This window comes from Pseudomonas bharatica (assembly GCF_048586865.1).
GTDB classification, from domain to species: domain Bacteria; phylum Pseudomonadota; class Gammaproteobacteria; order Pseudomonadales; family Pseudomonadaceae; genus Aquipseudomonas; species Aquipseudomonas bharatica.
Map to the genome: position 1 here is coordinate 505,653 of NZ_JBMAWR010000002.1, position 25,335 is coordinate 530,987.

At 63.9% G+C, this 25,335-nt stretch carries 29 protein-coding genes; 23 read left to right on the forward strand and 6 right to left on the reverse strand.

Annotated elements, in window-relative coordinates; translation table 11 throughout:
- Positions 1 to 3: 3 nt before the first annotated feature.
- From ACKLLE_RS04835 to hemN, 12 genes are all read left to right on the forward strand, one after another.
- Complete coding sequence (locus ACKLLE_RS04835) at positions 4 to 201, forward strand: cbb3-type cytochrome oxidase subunit 3 (protein ID WP_009396225.1); 198 nt, start codon at positions 4 to 6, stop codon at positions 199 to 201.
- Entirely contained in the window at positions 198 to 1,133 is a 936-nt protein-coding gene (ccoP, locus tag ACKLLE_RS04840; RefSeq protein WP_009396224.1) for a cytochrome-c oxidase, cbb3-type subunit III, read from the forward strand. The genes ACKLLE_RS04835 and ccoP (ACKLLE_RS04840) overlap by 4 nt, the downstream gene beginning before the upstream one ends.
- Before the next feature lie 492 nt (positions 1,134 to 1,625).
- Complete coding sequence (ccoN, locus tag ACKLLE_RS04845) at positions 1,626 to 3,068, forward strand: cytochrome-c oxidase, cbb3-type subunit I (protein ID WP_009396220.1); 1,443 nt, start codon at positions 1,626 to 1,628, stop codon at positions 3,066 to 3,068.
- Positions 3,068 to 3,676, forward strand: coding sequence for a cytochrome-c oxidase, cbb3-type subunit II (gene ccoO, locus ACKLLE_RS04850; RefSeq protein WP_009396219.1), 609 nt, complete (start codon positions 3,068 to 3,070; stop codon positions 3,674 to 3,676). Before ccoN ends, ccoO begins: the two co-directional genes overlap by 1 nt.
- A 5-nt stretch (positions 3,677 to 3,681) precedes the next feature.
- Positions 3,682 to 3,879, forward strand: a complete 198-nt coding sequence (locus ACKLLE_RS04855; protein ID WP_009396218.1) for a CcoQ/FixQ family Cbb3-type cytochrome c oxidase assembly chaperone — start codon at positions 3,682 to 3,684, stop codon at positions 3,877 to 3,879.
- On the forward strand, positions 3,876 to 4,856 hold the full coding sequence (ccoP, locus tag ACKLLE_RS04860; RefSeq protein WP_009396217.1) for a cytochrome-c oxidase, cbb3-type subunit III: 981 nt from the start codon (positions 3,876 to 3,878) through the stop codon (positions 4,854 to 4,856). Before ACKLLE_RS04855 ends, ccoP (ACKLLE_RS04860) begins: the two co-directional genes overlap by 4 nt.
- Before the next feature lie 387 nt (positions 4,857 to 5,243).
- Positions 5,244 to 6,662 carry a cytochrome c oxidase accessory protein CcoG gene (gene ccoG / locus ACKLLE_RS04865; RefSeq protein ID WP_064301845.1) on the forward strand — a complete coding sequence of 473 codons (1,419 nt, stop codon included), beginning with the start codon at positions 5,244 to 5,246 and terminating at the stop codon, positions 6,660 to 6,662.
- 12 nt (positions 6,663 to 6,674) lie between these two features.
- Entirely contained in the window at positions 6,675 to 7,214 is a 540-nt protein-coding gene (locus ACKLLE_RS04870; RefSeq protein ID WP_009396215.1) for a FixH family protein, read from the forward strand.
- Positions 7,215 to 7,342: 128 nt separating this feature from the next.
- Complete coding sequence (locus ACKLLE_RS04875; protein ID WP_420057037.1) at positions 7,343 to 9,796, forward strand: heavy metal translocating P-type ATPase; 2,454 nt, start codon at positions 7,343 to 7,345, stop codon at positions 9,794 to 9,796.
- 9 nt (positions 9,797 to 9,805) lie between these two features.
- Positions 9,806 to 10,021 (forward strand): cbb3-type cytochrome oxidase assembly protein CcoS, encoded by a 216-nt coding sequence (gene ccoS / locus ACKLLE_RS04880; RefSeq protein ID WP_064301847.1) that lies wholly within the window; start codon positions 9,806 to 9,808, stop codon positions 10,019 to 10,021.
- Positions 10,014 to 10,697: a sulfite exporter TauE/SafE family protein gene (locus tag ACKLLE_RS04885; protein ID WP_420057038.1), complete on the forward strand. Its 684-nt coding sequence runs from the start codon at positions 10,014 to 10,016 to the stop codon at positions 10,695 to 10,697. The genes ccoS and ACKLLE_RS04885 overlap by 8 nt, the downstream gene beginning before the upstream one ends.
- 82 nt (positions 10,698 to 10,779) lie before the next feature.
- Positions 10,780 to 12,162 carry an oxygen-independent coproporphyrinogen III oxidase gene (hemN, locus tag ACKLLE_RS04890; protein WP_009396205.1) on the forward strand — a complete coding sequence of 461 codons (1,383 nt, stop codon included), beginning with the start codon at positions 10,780 to 10,782 and terminating at the stop codon, positions 12,160 to 12,162.
- Here the strand turns inward: hemN and ACKLLE_RS04895 are convergent.
- Positions 12,159 to 12,644 (reverse strand): hypothetical protein, encoded by a 486-nt coding sequence (locus tag ACKLLE_RS04895; RefSeq protein ID WP_420057039.1) that lies wholly within the window; start codon positions 12,642 to 12,644, stop codon positions 12,159 to 12,161. The genes hemN and ACKLLE_RS04895 overlap by 4 nt on opposite strands.
- A 128-nt stretch (positions 12,645 to 12,772) precedes the next feature.
- Here ACKLLE_RS04895 and fnrA point away from each other — a divergent pair, with 128 nt between their 5' ends.
- Both fnrA and ACKLLE_RS04905 read left to right on the forward strand, forming a co-directional pair.
- Positions 12,773 to 13,507 (forward strand): Crp/Fnr family transcriptional regulator FnrA, encoded by a 735-nt coding sequence (gene fnrA, locus ACKLLE_RS04900; protein WP_009396203.1) that lies wholly within the window; start codon positions 12,773 to 12,775, stop codon positions 13,505 to 13,507.
- Between the two features lie 56 nt (positions 13,508 to 13,563).
- Entirely contained in the window at positions 13,564 to 14,112 is a 549-nt protein-coding gene (locus ACKLLE_RS04905) for an adenine phosphoribosyltransferase (RefSeq protein WP_009396202.1), read from the forward strand.
- A gap of 115 nt (positions 14,113 to 14,227) precedes the next feature.
- Here ACKLLE_RS04905 and recR read toward each other — a convergent pair whose 3' ends face one another.
- From recR to ACKLLE_RS04925, 4 genes are all read right to left on the reverse strand, one after another.
- A complete protein-coding gene (gene recR, locus ACKLLE_RS04910; RefSeq protein WP_009396200.1) occupies positions 14,228 to 14,830 on the reverse strand; it encodes a recombination mediator RecR in 603 nt (200 codons plus the stop codon).
- A gap of 95 nt (positions 14,831 to 14,925) precedes the next feature.
- Positions 14,926 to 15,252, reverse strand: a complete 327-nt coding sequence (locus ACKLLE_RS04915) for a YbaB/EbfC family nucleoid-associated protein (RefSeq protein WP_009396198.1) — start codon at positions 15,250 to 15,252, stop codon at positions 14,926 to 14,928.
- Between the two features lie 60 nt (positions 15,253 to 15,312).
- Entirely contained in the window at positions 15,313 to 17,352 is a 2,040-nt protein-coding gene (gene dnaX, locus ACKLLE_RS04920) for a DNA polymerase III subunit gamma/tau (RefSeq protein WP_420057040.1), read from the reverse strand.
- Positions 17,353 to 17,612: 260 nt separating this feature from the next.
- Positions 17,613 to 18,086, reverse strand: a complete 474-nt coding sequence (locus tag ACKLLE_RS04925) for a DUF2938 domain-containing protein (protein WP_420057041.1) — start codon at positions 18,084 to 18,086, stop codon at positions 17,613 to 17,615.
- 85 nt (positions 18,087 to 18,171) lie between these two features.
- Between ACKLLE_RS04925 and ACKLLE_RS04930 the strand changes: the two genes are divergently transcribed.
- The 5 genes from ACKLLE_RS04930 to ACKLLE_RS04950 all read left to right on the forward strand — a co-directional run bounded on the left by ACKLLE_RS04930 (position 18,172) and on the right by ACKLLE_RS04950 (position 21,220).
- The gene (locus ACKLLE_RS04930) at positions 18,172 to 18,549 is read left to right on the forward strand and encodes a helix-turn-helix domain-containing protein (protein ID WP_064301852.1); all 378 of its coding nucleotides are present in this window, start codon (positions 18,172 to 18,174) and stop codon (positions 18,547 to 18,549) included.
- A gap of 84 nt (positions 18,550 to 18,633) precedes the next feature.
- Positions 18,634 to 18,981: a metalloregulator ArsR/SmtB family transcription factor gene (locus ACKLLE_RS04935; protein WP_064301853.1), complete on the forward strand. Its 348-nt coding sequence runs from the start codon at positions 18,634 to 18,636 to the stop codon at positions 18,979 to 18,981.
- Between the two features lie 20 nt (positions 18,982 to 19,001).
- Entirely contained in the window at positions 19,002 to 20,285 is a 1,284-nt protein-coding gene (locus ACKLLE_RS04940; RefSeq protein ID WP_420057042.1) for an arsenic transporter, read from the forward strand.
- Positions 20,286 to 20,313: 28 nt separating this feature from the next.
- The gene (locus ACKLLE_RS04945; RefSeq protein WP_420057043.1) at positions 20,314 to 20,784 is read left to right on the forward strand and encodes an arsenate reductase ArsC; all 471 of its coding nucleotides are present in this window, start codon (positions 20,314 to 20,316) and stop codon (positions 20,782 to 20,784) included.
- Positions 20,785 to 20,854: 70 nt separating this feature from the next.
- Positions 20,855 to 21,220 (forward strand): hypothetical protein, encoded by a 366-nt coding sequence (locus ACKLLE_RS04950; protein ID WP_420057044.1) that lies wholly within the window; start codon positions 20,855 to 20,857, stop codon positions 21,218 to 21,220.
- Between the two features lie 54 nt (positions 21,221 to 21,274).
- On the opposite strand, the gene ACKLLE_RS04955 is transcribed toward ACKLLE_RS04950, so the two are convergent.
- Entirely contained in the window at positions 21,275 to 22,192 is a 918-nt protein-coding gene (locus tag ACKLLE_RS04955; RefSeq protein WP_420057045.1) for a LysR family transcriptional regulator, read from the reverse strand.
- A 101-nt stretch (positions 22,193 to 22,293) separates the two neighbouring features.
- On the opposite strand from ACKLLE_RS04955, the gene ACKLLE_RS04960 reads away from it, so the two are divergent.
- The 4 genes from ACKLLE_RS04960 (at position 22,294) to ACKLLE_RS04975 (ending at position 25,316) form a co-directional block, all read left to right on the forward strand.
- Entirely contained in the window at positions 22,294 to 23,046 is a 753-nt protein-coding gene (locus ACKLLE_RS04960; RefSeq protein WP_420057046.1) for an SDR family NAD(P)-dependent oxidoreductase, read from the forward strand.
- 208 nt (positions 23,047 to 23,254) lie between these two features.
- Entirely contained in the window at positions 23,255 to 24,070 is an 816-nt protein-coding gene (gene dapF, locus ACKLLE_RS04965) for a diaminopimelate epimerase (protein ID WP_420057066.1), read from the forward strand.
- Positions 24,071 to 24,414: 344 nt separating this feature from the next.
- Positions 24,415 to 24,657 carry a hypothetical protein gene (locus ACKLLE_RS04970; protein ID WP_420057047.1) on the forward strand — a complete coding sequence of 81 codons (243 nt, stop codon included), beginning with the start codon at positions 24,415 to 24,417 and terminating at the stop codon, positions 24,655 to 24,657.
- A gap of 416 nt (positions 24,658 to 25,073) precedes the next feature.
- The gene (locus ACKLLE_RS04975; protein ID WP_420057048.1) at positions 25,074 to 25,316 is read left to right on the forward strand and encodes a hypothetical protein; all 243 of its coding nucleotides are present in this window, start codon (positions 25,074 to 25,076) and stop codon (positions 25,314 to 25,316) included.
- Positions 25,317 to 25,335: the final 19 nt, after the last annotated feature.

Consider the following 25,335-nt stretch of genomic DNA (forward strand, 5'->3'; position numbering starts at 1 on the left):
GCCATGGATTTCAGTCTGGATATCGGCCAGTTGCGCGGCCTCGGCACCCTGGTGGTGGCGATCGCCTTCATCGGCCTGTCGCTCTGGGTCTTCAACCGCCGGCGTGACCGCGAGTTCGCCGAAGCGAGCCTGCTGCCCTTCGCCGACGACCGCCTGCCCAACGCCGAACAAGAAAACGCCACGAGGAGTAATCGGCAATGACCACCTTCTGGAGTACGTATATCAGCGTACTGACCATCGGTAGCCTGATCGGCCTGACCTGGTTGCTGCTGTCCACCCGCAAGGGCGAGACACCCGGCAGCACCGACCAGACCATGGGCCACGCCTTCGATGGCATCGAGGAGTACGACAACCCGCTGCCACGCTGGTGGTTCTGGCTGTTCGTCGGCACCCTGGTGTTCGCCGCCGGCTACCTGGTGCTCTACCCTGGCCTGGGCAACTGGAAAGGCATCCTGCCCGGCTATGAAAATGGCTGGACCGGCGCCAACGAGTGGCAGAAGGAGATGGAGCGCGCCGATGCCAAGTACGGGCCGATCTTCGCCAGGTTCGCCGCCATGCCGGTGGAAGAAGTGGCCAAGGACCCGCAAGCGCTGAAGATGGGCGGCCGCCTGTTCGCCTCCAACTGCGCCGTGTGCCACGGTTCCGACGCCAAGGGTTCCTACGGCTTCCCCAACCTGACCGACAAGGACTGGCGCTGGGGCGGCGAGCCGGAAACCATCAAGACCACCATCATGCTCGGTCGCCACGGTGTGATGCCGGCCTGGTCGGAAGTGATCGGCGAGCAGGGCGTGGCCGACGTGGCCGCCTTCGTGCTGACCAAGCTGGATGGCCGCAGCGTGCCGGAAGGAACCAAGGCCGACCCGGCCAACGGCGAGAAGATCTTCGCGGCCAACTGCGTGGCCTGCCACGGTGCGGAAGGCAAGGGTACGCCAGCGATGGGTGCGCCCAACCTGACTCACCCGCAGGCGTTCATCTACGGTTCGAGCTTCGCCCAGTTGCAGCAGACCATTCGTTATGGCCGCCAGGGCCAGATGCCTGCCCAGCAGGACATCCAGGGCAACGACAAGGTCCACTTGCTGGCCGCGTACGTCTACAGCCTTTCGCAGGAAGGCGACAAGACTTCTGCACAGTAAGACTTCGATCCATCTGAGGATTGACTGAAACCGCCGCACCCGAACCGGGAGCGGCGGTTTTTTTCGCGCCTGCGGCAGAGTGTCGCACCCCTTCCGCGTACCTCCTTGCACCCCCTCCGAACGGGACTAAGCTTGTTGCCACATGGGGCTTCAGGCGATGTCGACCCTACACCCCTGTCGGGTGATCTCACTTCGCCACAGCCGCGCAAACGCCGATGGCCCTTTGCTTTTCCCTAGTTTTCGCAGGGAGAAAGCGCGGATTGTCGACGGGAATCGGTGCCTTGTTGGGCGTGCAATCCACAACAAAAATGGTGCACATAAATAATTGATTATTGTGTACAATTTGCGCGGTAGTTGGGTCGGAAGGGCCGCAGCAAAGGCCCTGGAGAGCGGTGGGACGGTACCCCTTGCGTTGCAATACCCACACTCCCTGTAGATACTTGCGCCGATTTCTCTACCTACAAAAACACCTAAAAACCGTGGAACCTTAGAATGAGCACAGCAATCAGTCCGACTGCTTATAACTATAAGGTCGTCCGCCAGTTCGCCATCATGACGGTGGTCTGGGGGATCCTTGGCATGGGCCTCGGTGTCTTCATCGCCTCGCAACTGGTCTGGCCGCAGCTGAACCTTGACCTGCCATGGACGAGCTTTGGACGCCTGCGCCCCTTGCACACCAACCTGGTGATCTTCGCCTTCGGCGGGTGTGCGCTGTTCGCCACTTCCTACTATGTCGTGCAGCGAACCTGCCAGACCCGACTGATCTCCGACAGCCTCGCGGCCTTCACCTTCTGGGGTTGGCAAGCGGTGATCGTCAGCGCACTGATCACCCTGCCCATGGGCTACACCACCACCAAGGAATACGCCGAGCTGGAATGGCCGATCGCCATTTTGCTGGCCATCGTCTGGGTAACCTACGCGGTGGTGTTCTTCGGCACCATCGTCAAGCGCAAGACCAAGCACATCTATGTCGGCAACTGGTTCTACGGTGCCTTCATCCTGGTCACCGCGATGCTGCACATCGTCAACCACATCTCGCTGCCGGTGAGCTTCTTCAAGTCGTACTCGGCCTACGCCGGCGCCACCGACGCGATGATCCAGTGGTGGTACGGGCACAACGCCGTGGGCTTCTTCCTGACCACCGGCTTCCTCGGCATGATGTACTACTTCGTGCCCAAGCAGGCCGAGCGGCCGATCTACTCGTACCGCCTGTCCATCGTGCACTTCTGGGCGCTGATCACCCTGTACATCTGGGCAGGTCCGCACCACCTGCACTACACCGCCCTGCCCGACTGGGCCCAGTCGCTGGGCATGGTGATGTCGATCATCCTCCTGGCACCCAGCTGGGGCGGCATGATCAACGGCATGATGACCCTCTCGGGCGCCTGGCATAAGCTGCGCACCGACCCGATCCTGCGCTTCCTGGTGGTGTCCCTGGCGTTCTACGGCATGTCGACCTTCGAAGGCCCGATGATGGCGATCAAGACCGTCAACTCGCTGTCCCACTACACCGACTGGACCATCGGCCACGTGCACGCCGGTGCCCTCGGCTGGGTGGCGATGATCTCCATCGGCGCCGTGTACCACATGATTCCGAAACTCTACGGTCGCGCGCAGATGCACAGCATCGGCCTGATCAACGCGCACTTCTGGCTCGCCACCATCGGCACCGTGCTCTACATCGCCTCGATGTGGGTCAACGGCATCACCCAGGGCCTGATGTGGCGTGCGATCAACGATGACGGCACCCTCACCTACTCCTTCGTCGAAGCCCTGCAAGCCAGCCATCCGGGCTACATCGTCCGCGCCCTGGGCGGTGCGTTCTTCGCCTCGGGCATGCTGCTGATGGCCTGGAACGTCCTGCGCACCGTACGCGCGTCGAAACCGGCCGAGGCTGCGGCCGCCGAACAGATCGTCGTCGTGGGAGCGCACTGATGAAGCACGAAGTAGTCGAGAAGAATATCGGCCTGCTGGCCTTCTTCATGGTCATCGCCGTGAGCATCGGCGGCCTGACCCAGATCGTTCCGCTGTTCTTCCAGGACGTCACCAACAAGCCGGTCGAGGGCATGAAGCCGCGCACCGCGCTGGAACTGGAAGGCCGCGACGTGTACATCCGCGAAGGCTGCGTCGGCTGCCACTCGCAGATGATCCGTCCGTTCCGCGCCGAGACCGAGCGCTACGGCCACTACTCGGTGGCCGGCGAAAGCGTCTGGGACCACCCGTTCCTCTGGGGTTCCAAGCGCACCGGGCCGGACCTGGCCCGGGTCGGCGGTCGTTACTCCGATGACTGGCACCGCGCGCACCTGTACAACCCGCGCAACGTCGTGCCCGAGTCGAAGATGCCAGCCTACCCGTGGCTGGTGGAAAACAAGCTCGATGGCAAGGACACCGCGAAGAAGATGGAAGTCCTGCGCACCCTCGGCGTGCCGTACACCGACGCGGATATCGCCGGTGCCCGCGACGCGGTCAAGGGCAAGACCGAAATGGACGCGCTGGTCGCGTACCTCCAGGGCCTCGGCACCATCATCAAAAGCAAACGGTGACTGCGATGGATATCGGGATGATTCGTGGCCTGGGCACCGTCGTGGTGATGGTGGCCTTCGTGGGCCTGGCGTTGTGGGTGTTCAGTTCTCGGCGCAAATCCGAGTTCGACGAAGCGACCATGCTGCCCTTCGCGGATGATCCCGAGGCCAGCAAGCACGTCGAGCAAGCGCAAGAGAAAGCGTCTAGGAGTAACAACGAATGACTACCTTCTGGAGTCTGTACGTCACCGTTCTGAGTCTGGGCACCATCTTCGCCCTGACCTGGCTGCTGCTCTCCACCCGCAAGGGCCAGCGCAGCGAAACCACCGAGGAAACCGTCGGCCATTCCTTCGACGGCATCGAGGAATACGACAACCCGCTGCCGAAATGGTGGTTCATGCTGTTCGTCGGCACCATCATCTTCGCCCTCGGCTACCTGGCGCTGTACCCGGGCCTGGGCAACTGGAAGGGCATCCTGCCGGGCTACCAGTACCTGGATACCGAAAAGCAAGTGCAGTTCGCCAACGGCCAGGCCGGTTGGACCGGCGTGCACGAGTGGGAGAAGGAAATGGCCCGGGCCGATGCGAAGTTCGGGCCGATCTTCGCCAAATTCGCCGCCATGCCAATCGAAGAAGTGGCCAAGGATCCGCAAGCGCTGAAGATGGGCGGCCGTCTGTTCGCCTCGAACTGCTCGGTCTGCCACGGCTCCGACGCCAAGGGTTCCTACGGCTTCCCCAACCTCACCGACAACGACTGGCGCTGGGGCGGCGAACCGGAAACCATCAAGCAGACCATCATGGCCGGTCGCCATGGCGTGATGCCGGCCTGGGCCGAAGTCATCGGCGAGCAGGGCGTGGCAGACGTCGCCGCGTACGTGCTGACCAAGCTCGATGGCCGCACCCTGCCGGAAGGCACCAAGGCCGACCCGGCCAACGGGCAGAAGATCTTCGCCGCCAACTGCGTGGCCTGCCATGGTCCGGAAGGTAAAGGCACCCCGGCGATGGGCGCGCCCAACCTGACCCACCCGCAGGCGTTCATCTACGGTTCGAGCTTCGCCCAGTTGCAGCAGACCATCCGTTATGGCCGCCAGGGCCAGATGCCGGCGCAGCAGGAAATCCAGGGCAACGACAAGGTCCACCTGCTGGCGGCCTACGTCTACAGCCTGTCGCACAAGGATGAAAAGCCGGCCGAGGCGCAGTAAGGCCCGGCGGTAGACAAGGCCCCGTCAGTGCAGGCTGGTGGGGCCTTTTTTCTTGGCAACGGATGCAAGGGTGTACGCGGACCCTGTGGGAGCGGGTTCACCCGCGATTGCGGTAGTGATGCCACCGACGTCATCGCGGGTGAACCCGCTCCCACAGGGCCCGCGTCAACCCGGCGAATTACGTGCGCTAACAGGCCACTTCATGACCTGCATCAATTGACATCGCCATTACACCATTGCCAGCTGCAAACCAACGCGACCTAAGGTCGCACCCGCGCCCCGGGGCCCCTGCACAGGCGTATGATGCGGGCCAGAGCAGCAACACTTCTGACTGCGGTCGGCATGCACTGGCCGCGGCATTTTTCCACTGCCGTGGGACTGTAGACGATGAGCAAGCAGATTCCTGTACAAGACATCACCCCGCCTGCCAAGAACAAGAAAGACACTGGCGTCGACCTCTACGCTGCCCGGGAGAAGATCTACACCCGGGCCTTCACCGGTATCTTCCGCAACCTGCGCATGGCGGGCGGAGCCCTGCTGTTCCTGCTCTACTTCGGCACCGTGTGGCTCGACTGGGGTGGACGCCAGGCCGTCTGGTGGGACCTGCCGGAGCGCAAGTTCTACATCTTCGGCGCGACCATCTGGCCCCAGGACTTCATCCTCCTCTCCGGCATCCTCATCGTCGCCGCCTTCGGCCTGTTCTTCATCACCGTGTTCGCCGGCCGTGTCTGGTGCGGCTACACCTGCCCGCAAAGCGTGTGGACCTGGATCTTCATGTGGTGCGAGAAGATCACCGAAGGCGACCGCAACCAGCGCATGAAACTGGACAAGGCGCCGATGAGCGGCAACAAGTTCCTGCGCAAGTTCGCCAAGCACAGCCTCTGGCTGCTGATCGGCTTCGTTACCGGCATCACCTTCGTCGGTTACTTCGCACCGATCCGCGAGCTGCTGGTGGACTTCTTCACCGGCCAGGCCGATGGCTGGTCCTATTTCTGGGTCGGTTTCTTCACCCTCGCCACCTACGGCAACGCCGGCTGGCTGCGCGAACAGGTGTGCGTATACATGTGCCCCTACGCGCGCTTCCAGAGCGTGATGTTCGACAAGGACACCCTGATCGTCTCCTACGACCCGCGTCGCGGCGAGAACCGTGGCCCGCGTAAAAAGGACGTGGACTACAAGGCCAAGGGCCTCGGCGACTGCATCGACTGCACCATGTGCGTCCAGGTCTGCCCCACCGGCATCGACATCCGCGACGGCCTGCAGATCGAGTGCATCGGCTGTGCCGCCTGCATCGACGCCTGCGACAGCATCATGGACAAGATGAACTACCCGCGCGGGCTGATCAGTTACACCACCGAGCACAACCTGTCCGGGCAGAAGACCCACCTGCTGCGCCCGCGGCTGATCGGCTACTTCGTGGTCCTGCTGGCGATGATCGGCCTGCTGGCCACGGCCTTCCTCATGCGCCCGCTGGTCGGCTTCGACGTCAGCAAGGACCGCGTGCTGTACCGCGAGAACGCCCAGGGCTGGATCGAGAACGTGTACAGCCTGAAGGTCATGAACAAGGACCAGCGCGACCACGTCTACGTCCTCGAAGCCCAGGGCCTGCCGAACCTGCGCCTCGAAGGCGCCAGGGAAATCCGCGTCGCGGCCGGCGACATCGTCAGCCTGCCGGTGCAGCTGTCGGTCTCGCCCGAGCAGTTGCCGTCGACCACCAACGAAGTCACCTTCATTCTCCGGGACGCCGACGACAGCGCTTCGGAAGTCGAAGCCAAGAGCCGCTTCATCGGCCCGCAAATCCGTTAAGAGAGCACGCCAATGCCTGCAACGAACACCGTTCACAGCGTCTGGTACAAGAACCTCTGGCCCTGGATCATCATCGGCATCCTCGCCACCTCGGTGACCCTGAGCCTGACCATGGTCAGCATCGCGGTGAACAACCCGGACAACCTGGTCAACGACAACTACTACGAGGCCGGCAAGGGCATCAACCGCTCGCTGGACCGCGAGCTGCTGGGGCAGACCCTGAAGCTCAAGGCCAATGTGCACCTGGACGAAGTTACCGGTGAAGTGGAACTGCGCCTGACCGGCGACAGCCAGCCGCAGGCCCTGGAACTGAACCTGATTTCGCCCACCCAGCCGGAGAAGGACCGCAAGATTGCCCTGGCCCTGAGCAGCGAGCCGGGACGGTACCTGGGGCAACTGGAAGACAAGGTGGAAGGCCGGCGCTTCGTCGAGCTGCTGGGGACGGAAAAGGGGCAGACTTGGCGGTTGTTCGAGGAAGAGGATGTGGCCCATGGGGCGACCCTGGTGCTGGGTGATGAAGAGCTGAAAGGAGCCGAGCACCTGGATAAATAGACGCCTCGATCCCCTGTGGGAGCGGGTTCACCCGCGATTGCGGTAGTGCATTCACCACCGCCATCGCGGGTGAACCCGCTCCCACAGGGTCCGTGGCGAACCTTCGAAAGACCTGCGATAAGACAGTCATGACCACCCCCACGCCTTGCTATCACTGCGCCCTGCCCGTCCCCGCCGACAGCCATTTCACCGCCGTCGTGCTCGGCGAACCCCGGCCATTCTGCTGCCCCGGCTGCCAGGCGGTGGCCGAGGCCATCGTTGCCGGCAAGCTGGAGAGCTATTACCAGCACCGCAGCGAAGCCAGCGCCAATCCCGATGCCCTGCCCCGCCAGTTGGCCGATGAACTGGCCCTGTACGACCGCGCCGACGTCCAGCAACCCTTCGTCCGCCATGAAGGTGAGCTGGCCGAAGCCACGCTGCTGGTCGAAGGCATCAGCTGCGCCGCCTGTGGCTGGCTGATCGAAAAACGCCTGCGCAGCCTGCCCGGGGTCGCCGAAGCGCGCCTGAACCTGTCCAATCATCGCCTGCTGGTGAGCTGGGCCGACAGTCAGTTACCACTGTCCAGCCTGCTCGCCGAACTGCGCCGGATCGGCTACGCCGCCCACCCCTACCAGCCCGACCGCGCCGCCGAGCAACTGGCCGAGGAAAACCGTACCGCCCTGCGCCAGCTCGGCGTGGCCGGCCTGCTGTGGTTCCAGGCGATGATGGCGACCATGGCCACCTGGCCCGAATTCAACATCGACCTCAGCCCCGAAATGCACACCATCCTGCGCTGGGTAGCGATGTTCCTGACCACGCCCATCGTTTTCTACAGTTGCGCGCCGTTCTTCCGTGGCGCCGCCCGCGACCTGCGCACCCGCCACCTGACCATGGACGTTTCGGTGTCGCTGGCCATCGGCCTGGCCTATGCCGCCGGGATCTGGACGGCCATCACCGGCAGCGGCGAGCTGTATTTCGATGCGGTGGGCATGTTCGCCCTGTTCCTGCTCGCTGGCCGCTACCTGGAGCGCCGCGCCCGCGAGCGCACTGCCGCGGCCACCGCGCAACTGGTCAACCTGCTGCCGGCCTCGTGCCTGCGCCTGGATGCCGCCGGCAACAGCGAGCGCATCCTCCTGCGCGAGCTGCAGATCGGCGACCGCGTGCAGGTCCGGCCCGGCGCGGTGATACCGGCCGACGGGCGCATCGTCGACGGCCAGTCGAGCATCGACGAATCCCTGCTGACCGGCGAATACCTGCCCCGCCCGCGGCAGACCGGCGACAGCGTCACCGCCGGCACCCTCAATGTGGAAAGCGTACTGACCGTCGAGGTCCAGGCCCTGGGCCACGACACTCGGCTTTCCGCCATCGTCCGCCTGCTGGAGCGCGCGCAGTCGGAAAAGCCGCGCCTGGCGGAAATCGCCGACCGCGCCTCGCAATGGTTCCTGCTGTTCAGCCTGCTCGCCGCCCTCGGCATCGGCCTGCTGTGGTGGCAGATCGATGCCGAGCGGGCCTTCTGGATCGTCCTGGCGATGCTGGTGGCGACCTGCCCTTGCGCCCTGTCCCTCGCCACCCCGACTGCCCTCACCGCGGCCACGGGCACCCTGCACCGCCTTGGCCTGCTGCTGACCCGCGGCCATGTGCTGGAAGGCCTGAACCAGATCGACACGGTCATCTTCGACAAGACCGGCACCCTCACCGAAGGTCGCCTGACCCTGCGCGCCATCCGTCCGCTGGCCGGGCTCGATGCCGATCACTGCCTGCGCCTTGCCGCTGCCCTGGAAAACCGCTCCGAACACCCGATCGCCCGCGCTTTCGGCCGCACCGCCGCAGTGGCCGAAGCAGTGCAAAGCACTCCGGGCCTGGGCCTGGAAGGCCAGGTCGAAGGCCGGCTGCTACGTATCGGCCAGGCTGCCTTCAGTTGCGAGCCGAGCGGCGCGCCAGTGCCGCCGATGCCCGACGAACCCGGCCAATGGCTGCTGCTCGGTGACCAGCAAGGCCCGCTGGCCTGGTTCGTCCTCGACGACCGCCTGCGCCACGACGCCGCCGACCTGCTCGACGCCTGTCGCGCCCGTGGCTGGCAAACCCTGCTGCTGTCCGGCGACAGCTCGCCAATGGTCGCCAGCGTCGCTGCCGAACTGAACATCGACCAGGCCATCGGCGGCCTGCGCCCGGACGACAAGCTGCAGCGCCTCAAGGCCCTGCAGGCCGAAGGGCGCAAGGTGCTGATGCTGGGCGACGGGGTCAACGATGTGCCGGTGCTGGCGGCGGCGGATATCAGTATCGCCATGGGTTCGGCCACCGACCTGGCCAAGACCAGCGCCGACGCGGTGCTGCTGTCCAACCGCCTCGACAGCCTGGTGCAGGCCTTCGTCCTGGCCCGCCGCACCCGGCGGATCATCATCGAGAATCTGTGCTGGGCCGCGCTCTACAATGGCCTTATGCTGCCGTTTGCCGCCCTCGGCTGGATTACCCCGGTGTGGGCGGCGGTCGGCATGTCGGTCAGTTCGCTGATCGTGGTGCTCAATGCCCTGCGCCTGACCCGGCTGCGCGGCAGCGTGGCGGCGCAGCCCGCACCCGCCGCGCCCCATGCCGCGCCCGCCTGAGGAACTGCCATGCCCGCACTCTACGTGATGATTCCCGCCGCCCTGGTCCTGGTCGGCATCGCCGTGTACATCTTCTTCTGGGCGGTGGACAGCGGCCAGTACGAAGACCTCGACGGCCCGGCCCACAGCATCCTGTTCGATGACCAGGACCCCAAGCACCAAGCCGCGGTAAAAGGCGAGCAAGCCGCCACGGACGACAAGCCGGAGCCGCCTGCCCGTGGTTGAACTGCTTCCCCTGCTCGGCTCTGCCCTGATCCTCGGCCTGCTCGGCGGCGGCCATTGCCTGGGCATGTGCGGCGGCCTGATGGGCGCCCTGACCCTGGCCATCCCGCCCGAACAGCGCGGCCGCCGCCTGCGCCTGCTGATCGCCTACAACCTGGGCCGCGTGCTCAGCTACGCCAGCGCCGGCCTGCTGCTGGGCCTGGCCGGCTGGGCCCTGGCCGGCAGCCCGCTGGCCACGGCGATGCGCGTGCTCGCCGCGCTGCTGTTGATCGCCATGGGCCTGTACCTGGCCGGCTGGTGGAGCGGCCTGACCCGCGTGGAAGCCCTGGGGCGTGGCCTATGGCGGCATATCCAGCCAGTGGCGACGCGCCTGCTGCCGGTGTCCAGCCTGCCCCGCGCCCTGCTGCTGGGCGCCCTGTGGGGCTGGCTGCCCTGCGGCCTGGTCTACAGCACCCTGCTCTGGGCCGCCAGCCAGGACAGCGCCATCAACAGCGCCCTGCTGATGCTGGCGTTCGGCGTCGGCACCTGGCCGGTCCTGCTCGCCACCGGCCTGGTCGCCGAGCGTAGCAACGCCCTGTTGCGCCAGCGCGGGGTGCGCATCGCCGGTGGCCTGCTGGTGATCCTGTTCGGCCTGTGGACCCTGCCCGGCCCGCACCAGCACTGGCTCATGGGCCACTGAAGCGGGCTTGATGCAAATCAACACCGATGTACGTGGCGCTCCCTAGACTCCGGACACTGCCGTAATTCCTGGGACTGCCACCATGTACGACGCCCTCCAATGGGACTCTGACCTGATCCGCCGCTACGATCTGGCCGGCCCGCGCTACACCTCCTACCCGACCGCAGTGCAACTGCACAGCGAGATCGGCTCCTTCGACCTGCTCCATGCCCTGCGCGACAGCCGTCGCGCGGCGCGTCCGCTGTCCCTGTACGTTCATGTGCCGTTCTGCGCCAACATCTGCTACTACTGCGCCTGCAACAAGGTCATCACCAAGGACCGCGCCCGCGCCCAGCCCTACCTGCAACGCCTGGAGCAGGAAATCCAGCTGATCGCCTGCCACCTCGACCCGGGACAGACCGTGGAGCAGTTGCACTTCGGCGGCGGCACCCCGACCTTCCTCAGCCACGTTGAACTGCGCGAACTGATGGCCCACCTGCGCCAGCACTTCAACCTGCTGGACGATGATTCCGGCGACTACGGCATCGAGATCGACCCGCGCGAGGCCGACTGGTCGACCATGGGCCTGCTCCGCGAACTGGGCTTCAACCGCGTCAGCCTCGGCGTGCAGGACCTCGACCCGGCCGTGCAGCGGGCGATCAACCGCCTGCAGAGCCTGGAGCAGACCCGCACCATCATCGAAGCGGCACGCACCCTGCAATTCCGCTCGATCAACCTCGACCTGATCTACGGCCTGCCCAAGCAGACCCCGGAAGGCTTCGCCCGCACCGTCGAGGAAGTGATCAAGCTGCAGCCCGACCGCCTGTCGGTGTTCAACTATGCCCACCTGCCGGAGCGCTTCATGCCCCAGCGGCGCATCGACAGCAGCGACCTGCCGGCACCGGCGGCCAAGCTGGAAATGCTCCATCGCACCATCGAGCAACTGACCGGCGCCGGCTACCGCTACATCGGCATGGACCATTTCGCCCTGCCCGACGACGAACTGGCCATCGCCCAGGAAGAAGGCACCCTGCAACGCAATTTCCAGGGCTACACCACCCACGGCCACTGCGACCTGATCGGCCTGGGCGTGTCGTCCATCAGCCAGATCGGCGACCTGTACTGCCAGAACAGCAGCGACCTGGCCGACTACCAGAACGCCCTCGACGCCGCGCAACTGGCGACCCGTCGCGGGCTGATCTGCAACCAGGACGACCGCGTGCGCCGGGCCGTGATCCAGGACCTGATCTGCCATTTCGAGCTGGATTTCGAGCGTATCGAACAGGCGTTCACCATCGACTTCCACGGCTACTTCAAGGAGCTATGGCCGGCATTGAAAGTGATGGCCAAGGACGGTCTGATCGAACTGCGCAGCGACGGCATCAGCGTGCTGCCGGCCGGCCGCCTGCTGGTGCGCTCGGTGTGCATGGTGTTCGACGCGTATCTGGACCTGAGCAACCGCCAGCGCTTCTCGCGGGTGATCTAGACCAGCAGCTTCATGGCCTTGCCGACCTGGTCCGGTGTCAGATCGGCCTGGCTCATGGCCCGGACCAGTCCGAAATTGACGGTGTTCAACGACGCGGACAAGGCGCTGACCCGGGCCTGCAAGGCGGCGGTCTTTTTCTGCATTTCAACCGGATCGAGGGAACGATCGCGCATCAACGCCTGGAGCTGGCGGTTGGCCTCGGCCAGTTCCCTTTGCAGTTTGCGGATCATCTTGAGCAACTGACGAACGGACTCGGGCAGCACGCTTTCGTCGATATCGGCGTCGCCCTGCTGTTTGCTGGCGACTTCCAGGCCCTTGAGGGAGAGGTCGACCTTGATCCCCTCGGACGGCGCGGAACCGCTCTGGCGCGCCTCTTCAGCCTGTTTGGCGGAGGTTTGCACCTGATTGGCGAGGATTGCCTGGCGAGTGCTCTTGATATCGACGGTCAGCATGGCGCGGCCTGCCTGGGGAAAAAGATCCATGAAGGGGTATCGGCGGCAAAGCCGCGAACTTGAGCGGAAGGCGCACCAAAACAGAGCAAGCTGGCCTACAGTAGCCCGGCTGGGTTACCCTTGCATTCTATGTGTGCTTTCCCACAAGGATCGATGAAATGTCTGAGCCAGTTAAACTGCGCCCTCACAACCAGGCTCATTGCAAGGATTGCAGCCTGGCGCCCCTGTGCCTGCCGTTGTCGCTGAACCTGGAAGACATGGACGCACTGGATGAAATCGTCAAACGCGGGCGACCCCTGAAGAAAGGCGAGTTTCTGTTCCGGCAGGGTGACAACTTCGGCTCTGTCTACGCGGTGCGCTCCGGCGCCCTGAAAACCTTCAGCCTCAGCGATGGCGGCGAAGAGCAGATCACCGGCTTCCACCTGCCCAGCGAACTGGTCGGGCTGTCCGGCATGGACACCGAAGCCTATCCGGTCTCGGCCCAGGCCCAGGAAACCACCTCGGTGTGCGAGATTCCGTTCGAGCGCCTGGACGAGCTGTCGGTGCAACTGCCGCAACTGCGTCGCCAGTTGATGCGGGTGATGAGCCGGGAGATTCGCGACGACCAGCAGATGATGCTGCTGCTCTCGAAGAAAACCGCCGACGAACGCATCGCCACCTTCCTGGTCAACCTCTCCGCACGCTTCCGCGCCCGGGGTTATTCGGCCAACCAGTTCCGCCTGAGCATGTCGCGCAACGAAATCGGCAATTACCTGGGCCTGGCGGTGGAAACCGTATCCCGCGTGTTCACCCGCTTCCAGCAGAACGGCCTGATCGAGGCCGAAGGCAAGGAAGTGCGCATCCTCGACCCGATCCAGCTCTGCGCGCTGGCCGGTGGCGCACTGGAAGCCTGATTCCTCGCGCGAACGGGTATACTGGCGGGCGTTTTGCCCATCAGGATACCCGTTCCATGCCCAGCGACAGCTTTGACCTCAAATCCCTCATCCGCCCGGTCGTGGACTTCCCCAAGCCCGGCGTGATCTTCCGCGACATCACCCCGCTGTTCCAGTCGCCCCGCGGGCTGCGCCATGTCATGGACCAATTCATCGAGCGGTATGTCGAGGCCGACTTCAGCCATATCGGCGCCATGGACGCCCGTGGCTTCCTGATCGGCTCGATCATCGCCCATGAACTGAACAAGCCGCTGATCCTGTTCCGCAAGCAGGGCAAGCTGCCGGCCGACGTCATCAGCCAGGGCTACCAGACCGAATACGGCGAAGCCTTCCTTGAAGTGCATGCCGACAGCCTGTGCGAAGGCGACAAGGTACTGATCTTCGACGACCTGATCGCCACCGGCGGGACCTTGCTGGCGGCCGCGAGCCTGGTGCGGCGCATGGGCGCTGCGGTGTATGAAGCGGCGGCGATCATCGACCTGCCGGAGCTGGGCGGCTCGCAGAAGCTGCGCGAAGCGCAGGTGGAGACGTTCTGCCTGACCGAGTTTTCGCTCAGCGAATACTGACCGGCTTGAGGGCCCTATCGCCGGCAACGCCGGCTCCCACAGGTATCGAGGTTGACACTGAACCTTGTGGGAGCCGGCATTGCCGGCGATGGGGCCCTCAGCAACAACACAATGCTCAGAGGGAAATCGGTTTGCGCCCGGCAAACGAGTGAGCCAGCGTCCCACCATCCACCAGCTCCAGCTCCCCGCCCAGCGGTACCCCATGGGCGATCCGCGAGGCCACCAGGCCCTTGTCCGCCAGCAGCTGGGCGATGTAATGCGCCGTCGCCTCGCCTTCCACCGTCGGGTTGGTCGCCAGGATCACCTCGGTAAAGGTGCCCTGCTCCTCGATCCGCGCCATCAACTGCGGAATGCCGATCGCCTCCGGCCCCAGGCCATCCAGCGGCGACAGATGCCCCTTGAGCACGAAATAACGCCCGCGATAGCCGGTCTGCTCCACCGCGTAGACGTCCATCGGCCCTTCCACCACGCACAGCAGCGTGTCGTCACGGCGCGGATCAGCGCATTGCGGGCACAACTCCTGCTCGGTCAGGGTGCGGCACTGACGGCAATGGCCGACCCCTTCCATGGCCTTGGTCAACGCCTCGGCCAGGCGCGTACCGCCGCTGCGGTCGCGCTCCAGCAGTTGCAAGGCCATGCGCTGGGCGGTTTTCTGGCCCACGCCCGGCAGGGTGCGCAAGGCGTCGATCAACTGGCGAATCAGGGGACTGAAGCTCATGGTAAAAGGCCCGGCAAATCATCGAATGGGAGAAACGACGGTGGGAGCGACGACCTCAAGGCCGTGCTCCCACCGTGGGTACAGCGGATGCCGTCTTAGAAGGGCATCTTGAAACCAGGAGGCAACTGCATCCCGGCAGTCATGCCGCTCATCTTGTCCTGGCTGTTCTGCTCGACCTTGCGCACGGCGTCGTTCACGGCGGCGGCGATCAGGTCTTCCAGCACTTCCTTGTCTTCCTGCATCAGGCTGTCGTCCAGGCTGATGCGCTTGACGTCATGACGACCGGTCATGACCACGCTGACCAGGCCGGCGCCGGATTGACCGGTCACTTCGGCGTTGGCCAGTTCTTCCTGCATCTTGGCCATCTTTTCCTGCATCTGCTGCGCCTGCTTCATCAGGCCGGCCATGCCACCTTTCATCATGAGAAATCACCTCGGTAGTTGTATGACTCACCGCGCACCGGGCGCGGCGCTGGATAGGGGTTATTCGCCTTGGGTCACCACGGCGTCGACAGGTTCAATAGTATCGTGGCGCACGCTGGCACCGAACTTCTGGATCATCTGCTGGATGAACGGGTCGTTCTCGATCGACTGCTCGGCCTCGCGCTGGCGGTTGGCGCGCTTGCGTGCCGCGGCCTGGGCCGGGGTTTCCTGCTCGGGGCGGATCAGTTCGATGCTCAGGTTCAGGGTGCGGCCCAGGTGCTGGTTCAGCGCCTCGTTCAGGCGGCGCTGCTGGGTGGCGTTGAACAGGGCACTGTGGTTCGGGTCCAGGTGCAGCAGCCAGTTGTCGCCTTCGGCGCTGACCAGGGTGCAGTTGGCCGCGATGCTCCCGGTCATGCCGGAAATCGGCAGGTGCGGGAACAGCTCCAGCCATTGCAAGGCCAGGCCCGTGGCCGGTTGCGCAGCGGGCTCGGGCTCCGGCTCCGGGGCCGGCTCGGCGCTGAGTTCGGCGGCGTGCTCGGTGGCCAGTTCGTCCAGGTAGCTGTAGCCGGCCGGGTCCACTTCGCCCATGTAGTAATCGTCGTCCGGCGGCGGCTCGTCGTCGCGGTCCATGCCGGCGGGGGCGTAGGCCTGGTCGTCGTGGGGCGGTTCTTCGCGCGGGGCGACAGGCAGTGCGGCGGCGACAGGGGCCGGGGCTGGCTCGGGTTCAGGTGCAGCGACAGGCTCGGGAATCGGGTCTTCCCAGGGCAGGTCGGTGACTTCCTCGATTTCCGGCTCGGGCTCGGCTGCGACGACGGGCTCGGGTTGCGGTTCGGGTTGCGGCGCTGGCTCGGGCTCGGGCTCAGGCTCGAGCACCGCCTCGACGACCGGAGCGGGAGCACTGACAGGCTCCGGGGCGGGTGCGGCGATCGCAACCGGGGCCACCGGTGCCGGGGAATCAGTCGTGGCCTGGCTGATCCCCACTGGCTTTAGCGTCGTGCCCGGGGCATCGCCACTGTCGGCCGGACGGAACGCCAGCATGCGCAGCAACACCATCTCGAAGCCGCCACGCGGATCCGGCGCCAGGGGCAGGTCACGCCGGCCGATCAGGCCCATCTGGTAGTAGAACTGCACATCCTCGGCCGGCAGGGCCTGGGCCAGCGCCAGTACCTTGTCGCGGTCGCCCTGGCCGTTGTCCACCGCCTCGGGCAGCGCCTGGGCGATGGCCACGCGGTGCAGCACGTTGAGCATTTCCGACAACACACCGTTCCAGTCCGGCCCCTGCTCGGCCAGATGGCGCACGGCCTCCAGCAGCGCCCGGGCATCGCCTTCCAGCAAGGCCTGGAGCACGCCGTAGACCTGGCCATGGTCGAGGGTCCCGAGCATCGCCCGCACATCGGCGGCCAGGACCTTGCCCTCGCCAAAGGCGATGGCCTGGTCGGTCAGGCTCATGGCGTCGCGCATCGACCCGTCGGCAGCGCGGCCGAGCAACCACAGGGCATCGTCCTCGAAGGGCACGTTCTCCACACCGAGCACATGGCTCAGGTGCTCGACCACCCGTTCGGGGGTCATGTTCTTCAGGGAGAACTGCAGGCAGCGGGACAGGATGGTCGCCGGCAGTTTCTGCGGGTCGGTGGTGGCCAGGATGAACTTGACGTAGGGCGGCGGCTCTTCCAGGGTCTTCAGCAGGGCGTTGAAGGAATGGCTGGAAAGCATGTGCACTTCGTCGATCAGGTAGACCTTAAAGCGCCCGCGGCTCGGCGCGTACTGCACGTTATCCAGCAGTTCGCGGGTGTCCTCGACCTTGGTCCGGCTCGCGGCGTCGATCTCGATCAGGTCGACGAAGCGGCCCTCGTCGATCTCCCGGCACACCGAGCAGGTGCCGCAGGGGGTCGAGGTGATGCCGGTTTCGCAGTTCACGCACTTGGCGATGATCCGCGCGATGGTGGTCTTGCCGACCCCGCGGGTGCCGGTGAACAGATAGGCATGGTGCAGGCGCTGGTTATCGAGTGCGTTGATCAAGGCCTTGAGCACGTGGGTCTGGCCGACCATTTCGCGGAACGAGCGCGGACGCCATTTACGTGCAAGGACCTGATAACTCATGAAAAACGTCGCAACCTGAACGAGCGGGGAGAGACCGCTAATGCTAGCGGAGCGGGGGCAAAATTGCATCCTGCCATTCATTAGCGCCGCGAACCCTGTGGGAGTCCGCCCAGCCTTTCAGGCTGGGCTGTCGCGCAGAGAACAGTTTCCAAAGCACGACGCGTACTCTGTGGGAGCGGGTTCACCCGCGATTGCGATAGTGGGTTCACAATAGCAATCGCGGGTGAACCCGCTCCCACAGGGTTCGCGGTGCTCTTTAGTTAGAGGAGGCCTGCAACCGCCCAAGCGGCCAGGAACAGCCCGCAGCCGAACACCACATGCGTCATCAAACTCCGCCCCCGGTTCCGCCACGGCGTCGGCGTTTTACTGGCAAAGAACCCCGCCCCCATCGCCGGCTGCATCACGCACCACGGCGCCAGCACCGTCGCAATCCCGAAGAGCAAGGCCGGAGCCAGTGTCGGCTGGCGCAACCACCCTTCTCCCACCAGCCCCACCAACCCGGCCGCGAACAGCAGCCCTATCGCATAATGCAGCACCCAGCCCCAGGCCAGTTCGTGGGCCACCGGTTCACTCTTGGCAATCCCCTGATGATGCACGCGCCCCTTCAACAAATGCCCGGCCCAGCGCCCGAGCATGGCGTAATTCAGGGTGGCGACCCCAAGCCGCTTGAGCAACAGCGTCCACAGGTCCATGACCAGCGTGGCACCCACCCCGATCAACACAATGGAAAACATGGCAAATCCCCTCGGCACGTTGACGAAATCGAAACATGCCGCGCAGGATAGAAGTTGAAGTCAACTTCAAGTCAAGGGTTCGCCAATGGACATTGCCGACGTCGCCAAACGCACCGGAGTACCAGCCTCGACGCTGCGCTACTACCAGAAGATCGGCCTGCTCCAGTCCCTCGCCGGCCACGGCCAGCGGCGCCAGTTCGCGGCGGACGTGGAAGACCGCCTGGCCCTGATCGCCCTGGGCCAGGCGGCGGGTTTTTCCCTGGATGAGGTGGGCGCGATGCTGGTGGACCTGCAGGTGGACCGGCACATGCTGGTGGCCAGGGCCGACGAGATCGATGCGCAGGTCAAGCGCTTGCAGGCGATGAGCAAGGGGCTGCGGCATGCGGCGCAGTGTCCGGAGAAGGATCACCTGGCGTGTCCGACGTTTCGGCGGTTGATGAAGGTGTCGTTGCTGAAACGCTAGTGGCTGGCGAGGTCGGTCAAAGCAGTCTTGCCAGAAACATATGGAAATACGTATATTCGATTTTCCATATGTATAGGCGCCCCCATGATTTCCCCGCCCGACGTCTTCAAGTGCCTCTCCGACGAAACCCGCGCTCGCGCGACCCTGTTGATCGCCAGCCTGGGCGAGCTTTGTGTGTGCGAACTGATGTGCGCGCTGGACGATAGCCAACCCAAGATCAGCCGCCACCTCGCCCAGTTGCGCAGCAACGGCCTGTTGCTGGACCGCCGGCAAGGGCAATGGGTGTATTACCGCCTCAACCCGGAGCTTCCGGCCTGGGTGCACGAAATGCTGCAGGTGACCTTGCAGGCCAACACGTCGTGGCTCGCCGATAACGCCCTCCGACTCAAGAACATGGACGGTCGCCCCGTCCGTGATGCCGCCTGCTGCTGATCACCAAGCGAGAAACCTCAATGCTGGTCGCCATTGCCGTCTTCGTTTTTACCCTTGTGCTGGTCATCTGGCAGCCCAAAGGACTCGGTGTGGGCTGGAGCGCCTCGCTGGGGGCGATCATTGCCCTGGCGGCAGGGACGGTTTCCCTGCACGACATCCCGAGTGTATGGGCCATCGTTTGGAACGCCACCGCCACGTTCATTGCGGTTATCGTCATCAGCCTGCTGCTGGACGAGGCCGGCTTCTTCGAATGGGCTGCGCTGCATGTCGCACGATGGGCGAAGGGCAGCGGCTACCGTCTGTTCGCCTTCTGCATACTGCTCGGCGCCGCCGTATCGGCACTGTTCGCCAACGATGGCGCGGCGCTGATACTGACGCCCATTGTCATGTCCATGCTCCTGGCACTGCGCTTCTCGCCTCCAGCCACCCTGGCGTTCGTGATGGCCGCCGGCTTCATTGCCGACACGGCAAGCCTGCCGCTGGTGGTTTCCAACCTGGTGAACATCGTCTCGGCCGACTACTTCAGCCTCGGTTTCGCAGAGTACGCCTCGGTCATGCTGCCGGTGAACCTGGCCAGCGTGGCCACCACCCTGCTGGTGCTGTTCCTGTTCTTCCGCCGCGATATCCCCAGGCATTACCCGGTTGCTGCCTTGAAACAGCCCGGCGAAGCCATCCACGACCACGACACCTTCAACATCGGTTGGTGGGTGCTGCTGGCGCTGCTGGCCGGCCTGTTTGTCCTTGAACCCTTGGGCATCCCCATCAGTGCCGTGGCTGCGCTCTGCGCACTGATCCTTTTCGCCGTCGCAGCACGTGGCCGGCGCATCTCCACCCGCCGGGTGCTGCGCGAAGCACCATGGCAGGTAGTGGTGTTCTCCCTCGGCATGTACCTGGTGGTGTACGGCCTGAAGAATGCCGGTCTCACCGATTTGCTCACCCATCTTCTTGACCGGCTTGCAGAACACGGGCTGTGGAGCGCCACGCTCGGTACCGGCGTGATTTCCGCACTGCTGTCCTCGGTAATGAACAACATGCCCAGCGTGCTGGTCGGCGCCCTGTCGATCCAGGCCAGCGGTGCAGAAGGTGTGGTGCGTGAAGCGATGATCTACGCCAACGTCATCGGCTGCGACCTCGGCCCGAAAATCACCCCCATCGGCAGCCTCGCCACGCTGCTCTGGCTCCACGTGCTGGAGCGCAAGGGCATGCGCATCACCTGGGGTTACTACTTCAGGGTCGGCATTGTGCTGACACTGCCGGTATTGCTGGTCACCCTCTCGGCCCTGGCTCTGCGCCTGAGCCTCTGACGTCCGCCGCCAGGCGAAGGAGCTTCCCATGCGAGTCTTGTTCATGTGCACCGCCAACAGTTGTCGCAGCATCCTCTGCGAAGCGCTGTTCAACCACCTGGCGCCGCCGGGGTTCGAGGCGATCAGTTCGGGCAGCTTCCCCCGCGGGCAGGTATTGCCCCGCACGCTCGGTGCGCTGCGCCAGGCCGGTATTTCCACTGCGGGCCTGAGCAGCAAGGGCAACGACGCGTTCGAAGGCAACCCGCCGGACATCGTGATTACCGTCTGCGACAAGGCCGCCGGCGAAGCCTGCCCGGTGTATTTCGGGCCTGCCGTGAAGTCGCACTGGGGGCTGGAGGATCCTTCGGATATCAACGCGGACGAGGCGCTGATCGATGCCGCTTTCCGCGCCACGCTGGCCCGCATCGATGTTCGCTGCCGGGCCTTCTTCGGGTTGCCGTTCGACCGGCTTGACCGAGAGCAGCTCAAACGGGAGCTGGACCGGATTGGCGAGCTATGAGGAGCGAGAGTGCGCCGCCGGATTCGCCACGCCACTGTTCATCCACATGCCAACAGCCTAAGGACCCCGCATGATCTTCAAGTCCGATGACGAAGCCATCGCCGAACGCTACTTCCGCTCATCCCAGGACGTCGGCTCGCTGTTCGCGATCAGTGCCGGCCTGACCTGCCTGCAATTCCAGGACCCACGACCTTTCGCCATGATCGTCACGGCCTTGTTCTTCCTCTGGGCGTTTCTCTCGGGCGGCGCTTATCGTCGAATCGCCAAGGCGTACCTGAAGCAGTATCCCGGTGTTCTCGGTGGCATTCGGTTTGCGCTTACCAAGCTGCCACTGGTGCTGTGCAGCCTGACGTTTCTCGCCCTGATCATGATGGGCGTGCTGACTGCAGAGCGCATTCTGCAATTCGGCGAGCTTCTACCTGCCTCTCCGTTTTGAAAAGGGAAACGGTCCGGCTTCCCGTGCTGTTCAACTGAAAACCGGCCCCTCGTTTTACTCCGCGCAACGCCAGGCAGGCGCGGAAAGATGCTCATGGAAAAAGTCGGACAGCGCCCTGATCTTCGCTGGCCGCGTCCGTGCAGACGGCGTGACGAAGTACAACCCTCCCCGCGTCATGCTCCACTGCGGAAGGATTCGCTCCAGACGCCCATCGGCCAGGTACTCGCTGGCGATGAACTCGGGCAGTTCCGCGATGGCGAGCCCTTCGAGCAAGACCGGCAACAGCGCATCGGAGTTGGTGACCCGCAGCGGCCCTGTGGGCAACACGTCTTCTTCCCTCCCCGACGCGTCAGTAAAGCGCCACACCTGGCTCCGGGCGCGGTAGGCGTAGCTGAGACAGGGGGCATCAGCCAGATCCCTTGGATGTTGCGGATGACCGTGCCGCTGCAGATAGGCCGGCGCCGCCACCAGCACCTGCGTGACGGCGCAGAGGCGCCTGGCTACCAGGGAGGAATCGGGCAACGCGGCAATCCGCAGTGCCGCGTCGAAACCTTCTGCAACCAGGTCTACCGAGGCATCGGAGAGATGCAGGTCGATGGACAGCCCGGGGTACTGGCGGATCAATTTCGGCAGCAATGGCGCCACCCAACGCAACCCGAACGACATCGGCACCGCCAGCCGCACCTGCCCGCGGGGTTGCACCGACAGCTCCATGGCCTGCCCTTCGACCTCCTCGGCCTGTCGATAGATCTCGCTCGCCTTGCCGACCATGCCATGCCCGAACTCGGTCAACGACAGTTGCCGTGACGTGCGGTTGAACAGCCGCCCGCCCAAGCGCTCTTCGAGGCGGGCAACCGCACGTGACACCGTCGGCACCGAGACGCCCATGACCCGCGCCGCCGCCGCGAACGAGCCTTCTTCAGCCACCTTGGCGAACATGGCCAGGCCTTCAAAATCCGGAAGTTTGCTCATTTCATTTCTGCAACGATGAGTTTCAAACGATTCTATTTTGGTTTTATCTGATCGTCGATACGCTTCTCCCACCGAAACAAACACCCTCTTGGAGAAGCATCATGAACGGCAAGCTTGAAGGCAAAATCGCAATCGTCACCGGTGGCACCAGCGGCATCGGCCTGGCCACCGCAAAGCTCTTCGCCAGCGAAGGCGCAACCGTCTACATCACGGGCCGTCGCCAGGCGGAACTGGACGCCGCCGTGGCGCTGATCGGCAACGCGACCGGCGTGCAGGTCGACTCCTCGAAGGTGGAGCAACTGGACGCGTTCTACCAGCGGGTAAAAGCGCAACACGGTCGCATCGACGTGCTGTTCGCCAATGCCGGTGGCGGCTCGATGCTGCCGCTGGGCGAAATCACCGAGGCGCACTACCACGACACCTTCGACCGCAACGTCAAGGGCACGCTGTTCACCGTGCAGCAGGCGCTGCCGCTGTTGGCACAAAATGCCTCGGTGATTCTCACCGGTTCCACCGCAGGCAGTTCCGGCACCCCGGCGTTCAGCGTGTACGCGGCGTCCAAGGCCGCCGTACGAGCCTTTGCCCGCAACTGGATTCTTGATCTGAAAGACCGGAATGTTCGGGTCAACACCATCAGCCCGGGCGCCACCCGTACCCCGGGCCTGGTGGAACTCGCCGGCCCCGATGCTGCGCAACAGCAAGGCCTGCTGGACTACCTGGCTTCGCAGATCCCGCTGGGTCGCGTCGGCGAACCGGAAGAAATCGCCAAGGCCGCACTGTTCCTGGCGTCCAGCGATGCCAGCTTTGTGAATGGGGCAGAACTGTTCGTTGATGGTGGCCAGGCGCAAATCTGATCTTGAGGGCGCTTCATCTTTACAAGCACGAAAAGGGGCAGATCCATTGCCGCTGCGCAGTCCCGCCGGCAAATGGATCGACCCCTTTGTTATTTCAAGCGAGGACGGCAGCGGTACGTTGCCCGCCAAGCAAAGCGACTTGCACCGACTCACTGACATCAACGATGCTTTTCCGAGTTTCCCCCTCCTCTTGATGCAGGTTCAGCGAATGCCCCTGAGTTTTTACAAGATGCACGCCAACGGCGACGACTTTGTAATCGTCGACGCCAGAACCGCCCAAGTCCCGATCACCGAACACCTCGCCCGCAAAATGGGTGACCGCAACCGGGGTGTCGGCTTCAATCAACTGGCGCTACTGCGTGCCTGTGATGACGCCGATGCGCAGCTGCTGTTCTGGAATGCCGACGGCTCCCCCCTGGACACCTGCGGAAGCGCAACCCGCGGTGCCGCCGATATCCTCATGCGCGAAAGCGACACCTCGTCCGTAGTCTTGCGAACCAACCGTGGCCGCCTCACCTGCACGCGAACCGCCACCGGCGAGATCTCGGTCAGCATGGGGCAACCGATGCTCGACTGGGCCGAAATCCCTTTGGCGCGAGAACTGGACACCGCCTCCCTGCCCATTGCCGGCAATCCCGCCGCCGTGAGCATGGGCAACCCGCACTGCACCTATTTCGTGGATGACCTGGCGGCGGTGGACGTTGCCGCCGTTGGGCCAGCGCTGGAAAAGAACCTGCTGTTTCCCGCCAGGACAAATGTGCACTTCGTCCAGGTCATCAACCGACAGCACATTCGTCTGCGTATCTGGGAGCGAGGCGGAGGTGTGCCTCAGGGTTCAGGTTCCTGCTCGTGTGGCGCTGCGGTGAATGGCATTCGCCGTGGGTTGCTGGATGACGTGGTCCGGGTCGAATGTGATGGCGGGAGTGTCACGGTTCAGTGGGATGGGGTTGGCGCCGTGATGCTGACTGGCCCGGTGGAAATGTTGTTCTCCGGGAAACTGGCGGAGGGCTTTTTGAACCGCTGATATCCCGGGCTGTTTCGCATCGCTAAAGATGTCGCATTTAGCGGCAAAACTTCTTCGATTTCCGACTTTCCTGTAGGCAATTTCCCAAGCATACTCCCCGACCCCGCCTGGTGGTTGCGTCCCGTGGAAACGGTGCCTAGTCTGCGACGGTCGTCGCAAATTCGGCGACCGGATTAGCAGTCCGACATTGGTAACCACCAGCAACCAGTTATGGCGGCTGTGCGTGTGGGCACCTTCGGGTGCGCCGGGTTCCCAATGTCCTGGTCTGCTAACTCACGTACGGTCGCCACCCTTCGTCTAGCAGCGCCGCGTGGCGACTCCGATCCCTACATTGGAGTTTCACCATGAAAAAGCTGGTACCTGATCCACCGGCCGCCCTTTGCGTAGGGCCTGGCCTTTCACACGAAGAAGCCATCAAGCGCGCGGCGGAGCATCTCAATAGAGCGATACTCAGGGCTGCCTACCTGCCCGATCCGCCTGATGCGAGGCATAGGGAAATGCTCAGTGATGCGTTGCTGAATATGAGGATTTCCAAGGCGTTGTTGGCGCTTGCGGTGGCGGAGTCGCCGTTGACGGTAGCGGTATGAAAAAAGGCCGTAGAGTTTGTCTCTGCGGCCTTTTAGTTTCGCAACCTAAACCTGATCCTGGCCGGACCAACATTCTCGTTTTAAAAGCCAATTTCCCACGACACGTGTCACGTATAGCACTGAAACTTCGCCTATTTCCGACTTTCTTGTAGGCAATTTCCCAAGCATACTTTTCTGCCTTATCAGCCGTTGCGCTCCTAGAAATCCACACCTAGTCTGCGTCGGTCGTTGAACACAACGACCGGTTGTGACAGGCCGGGTTTCTTGAGGATCGCTAGTCGTTATGGCGGCTGTGCGTGTGGGCGCCTTCGTGCGCGCCAGGTTGTCCTCAAGTCCTGGTCTGTCAACCCGCGCACAGTTGCCACCCTCCTGTTTGACAGCAGGTTTTCAATCGCTTCACTACTTGAGGAAATACGATGAAAAAGCTTGTTCCCGATCCGCCACCCACTCTTTGCGTAGGTCCTGGGCTCTCTCATGAAGAAGCCATCAAGCGGGCTACAGAACATCTCAACAGAGCGATACTCAGAGCTGCCTATCTGCCCGACCCGCCCGATGCACGGCATCGGGAAATGCTCAGTGATGCGGTGCTGAACATGAGGATTTCCAAGGCGTTGTTGGCGCTTGCGGTGGCCGCGTCGCCACTAACGGTAGCGGTATGAAAAAGGCCGCGGAGCCAAG